At 60.3% G+C, this 6,443-nt stretch carries 6 protein-coding genes and 1 tRNA gene; 4 read left to right on the forward strand and 3 right to left on the reverse strand.

From position 1 onward, the window contains the following. Window positions 1-25 precede the first annotated feature (25 nt). Window positions 26-1,159, forward strand: coding sequence for a DNA replication/repair protein RecF (gene recF / locus V6766_RS21375; protein ID WP_448469995.1), 1,134 nt, complete (start codon window positions 26-28; stop codon window positions 1,157-1,159). Here recF and V6766_RS21380 read toward each other — a convergent pair. Continuing rightward, complete coding sequence (locus V6766_RS21380) at window positions 1,153-1,356, reverse strand: SlyX family protein (protein WP_018064972.1); 204 nt, start codon at window positions 1,354-1,356, stop codon at window positions 1,153-1,155. The two genes, recF and V6766_RS21380, sit on opposite strands and share 7 nt — an antisense overlap. Before the next feature lie 66 nt (window positions 1,357-1,422). On the opposite strand from V6766_RS21380, the gene V6766_RS21385 reads away from it, so the two are divergent. Further along, entirely contained in the window at window positions 1,423-2,190 is a 768-nt protein-coding gene (locus V6766_RS21385; RefSeq protein WP_448469998.1) for a molybdopterin-synthase adenylyltransferase MoeB, read from the forward strand. Between the two features lie 9 nt (window positions 2,191-2,199). Here V6766_RS21385 and V6766_RS21390 read toward each other — a convergent pair whose 3' ends face one another. Then, window positions 2,200-3,093 (reverse strand): MBL fold metallo-hydrolase, encoded by an 894-nt coding sequence (locus tag V6766_RS21390; protein ID WP_448470000.1) that lies wholly within the window; start codon window positions 3,091-3,093, stop codon window positions 2,200-2,202. A 236-nt stretch (window positions 3,094-3,329) separates the two neighbouring features. Next, window positions 3,330-5,105, reverse strand: coding sequence for a sugar phosphorylase (locus V6766_RS21395; protein WP_448470002.1), 1,776 nt, complete (start codon window positions 5,103-5,105; stop codon window positions 3,330-3,332). 449 nt (window positions 5,106-5,554) lie between these two features. Here V6766_RS21395 and V6766_RS21400 point away from each other — a divergent pair, with 449 nt between their 5' ends. Beyond that, entirely contained in the window at window positions 5,555-5,887 is a 333-nt protein-coding gene (locus tag V6766_RS21400; protein ID WP_448470004.1) for an ArsR/SmtB family transcription factor, read from the forward strand. A 146-nt stretch (window positions 5,888-6,033) separates the two neighbouring features. Then, window positions 6,034-6,109, forward strand: a tRNA-Phe gene (locus tag V6766_RS21405). Window positions 6,110-6,443: the final 334 nt, after the last annotated feature.

The following is a 6,443-nucleotide window of genomic DNA, read 5'->3' on the forward strand; positions in this document are numbered from 1 at the left end:
ACTGATTTGAACCGACACCGGTGCCATGCTACCCTCGATCTTCCTTACCGCGCTGAAGCTCACGGATTTCCGCAATTATGAAAAGGCGGCGCTGGCCTTTGACGGACGGCATGTGGTGCTGACCGGGGATAACGGCTCGGGCAAGACCAATCTGATGGAGGCGGTGTCGTTTCTTTCGCCGGGCCGCGGCCTCAGGCGGGCGTCCTATGGGCAGGTGGTTCGCAAAAACGCTGACGCCGGTTTTACCGTTTTCGCCGAACTCGAGGGCATGGAGGGTCAGGTCTCGATCGGTACCGGCACCGACGGCGCGGAGGGCGCAGGGCGAAAAGTACGCATCAACGGCACGCCGGCAGCGACCGGCGACGAGCTTCTCGACCATGCCCGCGTGATCTGGCTGACGCCGGCGATGGACGGACTTTTCACCGGCGCGGCCGCCGACCGCCGCCGCTTCGTCGACCGCATGGTGCTCTCCATCGATCCCGCCCATGGCCGCCGGGTTGCCGATTTCGAGCGCGCCATGCGCTCGCGCAACCGGCTGCTGTCCGAGCGGCGCATGGAGCCGGCCTGGCTTTCCGGGCTGGAGGAGCAGATGGCGGGCCTCGGCGTCGCGATGGCGCTGGCGCGGCGCGAACTGGTGACGCTGCTCGCCGCCCTGATTGCCGAGACCACGGGCGGCTCGCCCTTCCCTGCCCCCGAGATCGCGCTTTCCGGCTTCTTCGCCGATCATGCCGAAGCCCCGGCCATCGACCTCGAGGACCGCTACCGCGCGCTTCTGGAGGAGGAACGCTTCCGCGATGCCGGCGCGGGACGCACGCTCGACGGCCCACACCGCAGCGATCTGGAGGTGCGCCACGCGGCAAAGGCGATGGAGGCCGCGCTCTGCTCAACCGGCGAGCAAAAGGCGCTGCTGATCGGCCTGGTGCTGGCCCATGCCAAGCTCACCCGCCGCATCAGCGGCCACCCGCCGATCATGCTGTTCGACGAGGTCGCCGCCCATCTCGATGCCGGCAGGCGCGCAGCCCTGTTCGAACGGATCGACGATATCGGCGGCCAGGCCTTCATGACCGGCACCGACAGGGCGCTGTTTGACGCGCTCGGCGACCGCGGTCAGTTTTTCAACGTCGCAGCCGGTAGCGTCGCCGAGGAAAAGTCTCAATAGTGCGGCGGTTTGGTGATTGCCGGGCGCTCGCCGGCGGTTTCCTCCAGCGTCAGGAACCGGTCGGTCAGGACCTCGAACTGCTTCTTCAGCCGGTCGATTTCCTTCCACTGGGCGGCAAGCTGCTCCGACAATTCGTCGATGGTTTTCGCCTGGTAGGCGACGGTTTCTTCCAGTTTAAGAATACGGTCGTCACTCATGGGGTTTTCCATCACGTTTGCGGGATCCTGGTTATGCGTTCCTGCCGTGCCTGATATAGTGAAACGATGAGTGACATTGAACCCTTTTCTGCCGAAGAAATAGAGCGTTACGCCCGCCACATCGTGCTGCCGGAAATCGGCGGACCGGGGCAGCAGGCGCTCAAACGCGCCCGCGTGCTGGTGATCGGCGCGGGCGGGCTCGGCGCGCCAGTGCTCGCCTATCTGGCCGCCGCCGGCGTCGGGACGCTCGGCATCGCCGATCATGACGGCGTCAGCCTGTCCAACCTGCAGCGGCAGGTTATCCACGACACCGGCACGATCGGCCAAAGCAAGACGACAAGTGCTGCCCGCGCGATCGCCCGCCTCAACCCGCATGTCATCTGCCGGCGTTATGATGAGCGGCTTGAGGACGGCAATATCGACGCCGTGCTGAAGGGCTTCGATCTTCTGATCGACGGCTCCGACAATTTCGACACCCGCTATCGCGCCGCCGATGCGGCGGAGCGGGCGGAAATCCCGCTGGTGACCGGCGCCGTCGGTCGGTTCGATGGGTCGCTGACGGTTCTGAAACCCTATGCAGCCAGCAAGGACGGGACGCAAAACCCGCGCTACCGCGACCTCTACCCGAAAAAGCCCCCGGCCGGCCTCGTGCCCTCCTGCGCCGAAGCCGGGGTGATCGGGCCCGTTACCGGCGTGATCGGCACGCTGATGGCGATGGAAGCGGTCAAGCTGATCACCGGCGCGGGCGAACCGTTGATCGGACGGCTGCTGCTTTATGACGGGCTTGGCGCGCGGTTCGAGACCATCTACTACGCCCGCAAACCGGCGCGGTAAGCGGCAATATCAAAGCGCGTTGATCGGCAGTTTCAGCATCGGCCGGCCATCCTGGTCCTTCGGGATTTCGCCGGCGCGCATATTGACCTGCAGCGAGGGCAGGATCAGCCGGGGCATGGACAGCGTGGCGTCGCGCGCCTCGCGCATCTTCACGAACTCATCCTCGCTGATGCCGTCCTTAAGATGGATGTTGTGCGCGCGCTCCGAACCGACCGTGGTTTCCCAGGCGATATCGCGGCCATTCGGCCCGTAATCATGGCAGATGAACAGCCGCGTTTCTGGCGGCAACGCCAGAACGCGCTTGATGGAGCGGTAGAGCGTGCGGGCATCGCCGCCGGGAAAATCGGCGCGCGCCGAGCCACCATCGGGCATGAACAGCGTATCGCCAACGAAGGCGGCATCGCCGATCACATGGGTCATGCAGGCCGGCGTATGGCCGGGCGTATGCATGACGTGGGCCGTCATGTTCCCGATCTGATAGCTGTCGCCATCGCCAAACAGACGGTCGAACTGGGAGCCGTCGCGCTGGAATGCGGTGCCCTCGTTGAAAATCTTGCCGAACGTATCCTGAACGATCGTAATGTTCTCGCCAATGCCGAGCTTGCCGCCGAGTTGCTCCTGAATATAGGGCGCGCCGGACAGATGGTCGGCATGAACATGGGTCTCGATGATCCATTCCAGCCGCCAGCGACGGCTGCGAATAAACTCGATCAGCCGGTCCGCGCTTTCAAAGCTGATCCGGCCGGCGGCCTGGTCGAAATCCATGACGCTGTCGATGACCGCGCAGGCATCGGAGCCGGGATCCTTCACGATATAGGAGATCGTGTTGGTCGCGGGATCGAAAAAACCATGGACCTCGGGCTTCAGCGCCGGGTCCGGCGTAAAAGGAAGGGGCATGTTCATGACGTCGCATCCTCCTGGAGCCTTTCCGCATTTCAAGGAAACGTGGAAAGGCTCTATCTCTTGTTTTACGCAATTCCGGACGGTGAACCGGTGTCCACTTCACTTGGAATTGCTATGGAATTATTTTTCAAAAGAGATGTCATTTGTAGAAGTCGAATTCAAGACGCAGAATTGTCGCACACCACCCTGTCACGGGAAGGTGTCGCGAAGCCGAGCTTCGTGCCGCGCCTGTCGCGCTATGCCCGGTTCGATATCCAGCGGCACTGATAGGGCGCAAAGGAGATCTTGCCGCCGCCGGCGGTGATCTGCTCGCCGGTAATCAGGTCCGTCCAGTTCTCGCCGCCGATCAGATTGAGCGACATGGCCGGAATCTCCAGCGCCTCATCGGTGACATTGTTGATCGCGAACACGCTCTGCGAGCGGTCGACGCTCTGGCGCCAGAAGCCGAACAGCTTTTCGCCGAGATGGAGCGTGAACTGCGTCGCGTTCGGGTGAAAAGCCTGTTGCCTTGTGCGGATGCCGATCAGCCGGCACATTTCGTTGAACACCCTGGCATGCTGCGTTGTCTCGTCGCCAAGGGCTTGCTGCAGCTTGTCGTAATTCCAGCGGTGGCGGTTGATCGCGCGGTTGTGGCCGGATTTCTCGACGCCCTCGGCATCATTGCTGGTGGCCAGTAGCGAATGGATGTAGAAGGCCGGAATACCCTCCAGCGCCATGGCGATCGTCTGGCTGCAGAGGAAACGGGCGATATTGTGCTCGTCCTCGCCCTTCACCGTGCCCTTCAGCGCATCGAACAGCGACACGTTCATCTCATAGGGCCGCATCGAGCCATCGGAGAGCTGGCGCATCGACACCCGGCCGCCGAATTGCTGGATGGTCTCGACCATGCCGGTGATCGCCTCTTCCGATAGCAGACTTTCAGCGGGCCTGAGGCCGATGCCGTCATGCGAGGCGGTGAAATTGAAATAGGCGCAGCCCATCTGCGCCGGCGGCATCGCCATCTGCCAGGCGTTCAGGAATTGCGAGGTGCCGTTCAACAGCGCATGCACGATCAGCGGCGGCAGCGAGAAATTGTAGATCATGTGCGCTTCGTTGCGATTGCCGAAATAGCTGAGGTTTTCGACATTCGGCACGTTGGTCTCGGTGATGAGAACGACGCTTTCCTCGCTGAAATCGGCAAGCACGCGCATCAGCCGGATGATCTCGTGGGTCTCAGGCAAATGGATGCAGGAGGTGCCGACCTCCTTCCACATGAAGGCGCAGGCATCGAGCCTTATGGTGCGCACGCCGCGATTGATGTGGAAGCGCATGATGCGCAGGAATTCCAGCAGCACTTCCGGATTGGAGAAGTCGAAATCCACCTGGTCGTGGCTGAAGGTGCACCAGACATATTTGTCGCCATCGGCGGTCTCGACCTTGCGCAGCAGCGGATGGGCGCGCGGGCGCACGACGTCGGAAAGATCGTCCTCCGGCGAGGCGGTGAAGAAGAAATCCTTGTAGGGCGCGTGGCCCATGCGGAATTCATTGAACCACGCGCTCTGGCTGGAGCAGTGGTTCAGCACCAGATCCGACATCAGCCGGAATTCGCGGCTGATGCGCTCGATATCCTCCCAGCCGCCAAGGCCGCTGTCGACCACCCGGTAATCGGTGATCGCGAAACCATCATCGGAGGTGTAGGGAAAATAAGGCAGGATATGCACGCCCTTGATCACGCCCTTCAGGTTCTCGGTCAGAAAATCCTGCAACAGCGAAAGCGGCTTGTGCTCGCCGTCGATGATCGAATTGCCGTAGGTGATGACATAGGTGTTGTCCGCGCTCCACATATTGTTGCCGGCGGTGCGGCCGCGTTTGCGCGGCACAACACCATCGCTCCAGAAGGCCTCAAGCACCTGCCGCGTCAGCGCGCGGGAATCATGATCCGGATAGATATTCTCAAGATGGAGCCTGATGCTTTCCCGCAACCGGCGGGTGATAACCATAGGCTTTGGCGGCGTCTCGGAAACTGTCGTCATTCTTACCTGCTTTCCCCTTGATGCCAAGGTTATCACGTCGCATCCGATTGGCAATTGTGAATTGCACTGCAATATGAGCGTCCCCATTTGTTGCGCCGCAGCAGAAGCGATCGTTAGCGGTTCGGGGATGCTCAGTCCGATCATCTCCGTGGTCAGGTTGCATTCGCCTGCGTTGAGCAAATCGCCGGTGCGTTTTCCTTCTGATGCCCTCATGAGACATTCAGCGTGCGGGAAAGCCACGTGCCGCGCCTGGATTCCCGGACATAAAAAATTAAAGTTGACAGCGCTAACAATCGAACACAAAACAACCGCCAATAGAAGCGACAAAAAAATCCGCTTCCAACTGGATTTTTACCAGTTACTCTCTAATTTAGAAGATATGAAAGCAAATCAAATAAAGTAAAATCATTCTCTAAATTAGATTTTACTTAAAAACATGGGTCAACATCATGAATCACAACGGCGTCGTCATTCGCCTCAACCGGTCGACGGAAGCAGACGCAAAGCTTCACGGCGCGGCTGAACTCCTGTCGGCACTCGCCTTCGACCACCGGCTTGCCATTGCAAGGGCGCTTCAGTCCGGCTCCAGAACGCTGATTGAACTCAGCCACGCCACCGGCCTGGCGTTCAAGCCGCTGATCTCGACGATCGCAAAGCTTCTGCAGTCCGGCTTGATCGTCATGCGGCGGCAGAACAATGAAACGGTTTACGAACTCGGTAACCCGCGGCTGGAAGAGGTCGTGCGCCTGGCAGATCGCATCGTCGGGCGAAATCCGAACTGAGAGGGCCGGCCAGTTTCGGCGCGCCGCTTCCGCCTGTTAAAATTCTTGGAAATTCCGCTTTTTGCCGCTGGACTTGAAAAAACAAGATGCTATAAACGCGCTCACTCAGGGGCGCCTGCCGCCCTTTCCTCGCCCTCCGGGCGATGGCCCAGATAGCTCAGTTGGTAGAGCAGCGGATTGAAAATCCGCGTGTCCGTGGTTCGAATCCGCGTCTGGGCACCATTAAATTCAATGACTTAGCCCACACGGGTCTTAATTTTCATGTTGCATCGTGTTGCAACCGGTTAACCTTTGTTTTCAATGGTTTTCGCTGGTTATCGGCATTTACACGCGACATGAACGCAACATGTGTGGCAGCATTAATTGAGGGCCGAATCTGTGGCGCGCCGCCGCCTTTGGCACAAAAATGAAACACCTTTGGCACGGAAAACTTTGCGTTCGTTAGAAAACCCGCCCCAATCCGAGGCGGGTTTTCTCGCATCAATCCAGCGGCACTACCCTATGAATAGCCCGCGCCGCTGCCAGCAGCGAGGCGAGGCGCTCGATCGTGGCGTCG

The sequence above is a fragment of the Martelella sp. AMO21009 genome (genome assembly GCF_053484295.1).

Excerpts from the sequence above, each read along its gene's own strand:
- V6766_RS21390 (WP_448470000.1), bottom strand. The coding sequence starts at position 3,093 with ATGAACATGCCCCTTCCTTTTACGCCGGACCCGGCGCTGAAGCCCGAG.
- V6766_RS21385 (WP_448469998.1), top strand. The coding sequence starts at position 1,423 with ATGAGTGACATTGAACCCTTTTCTGCCGAAGAAATAGAGCGTTACGCC.
- V6766_RS21400 (WP_448470004.1), top strand. The coding sequence starts at position 5,555 with ATGAATCACAACGGCGTCGTCATTCGCCTCAACCGGTCGACGGAAGCA.
- V6766_RS21395 (WP_448470002.1), bottom strand. The coding sequence starts at position 5,105 with ATGACGACAGTTTCCGAGACGCCGCCAAAGCCTATGGTTATCACCCGC.
- recF (WP_448469995.1), top strand. The coding sequence starts at position 26 with ATGCTACCCTCGATCTTCCTTACCGCGCTGAAGCTCACGGATTTCCGC.
- V6766_RS21380 (WP_018064972.1), bottom strand. The coding sequence starts at position 1,356 with ATGAGTGACGACCGTATTCTTAAACTGGAAGAAACCGTCGCCTACCAG.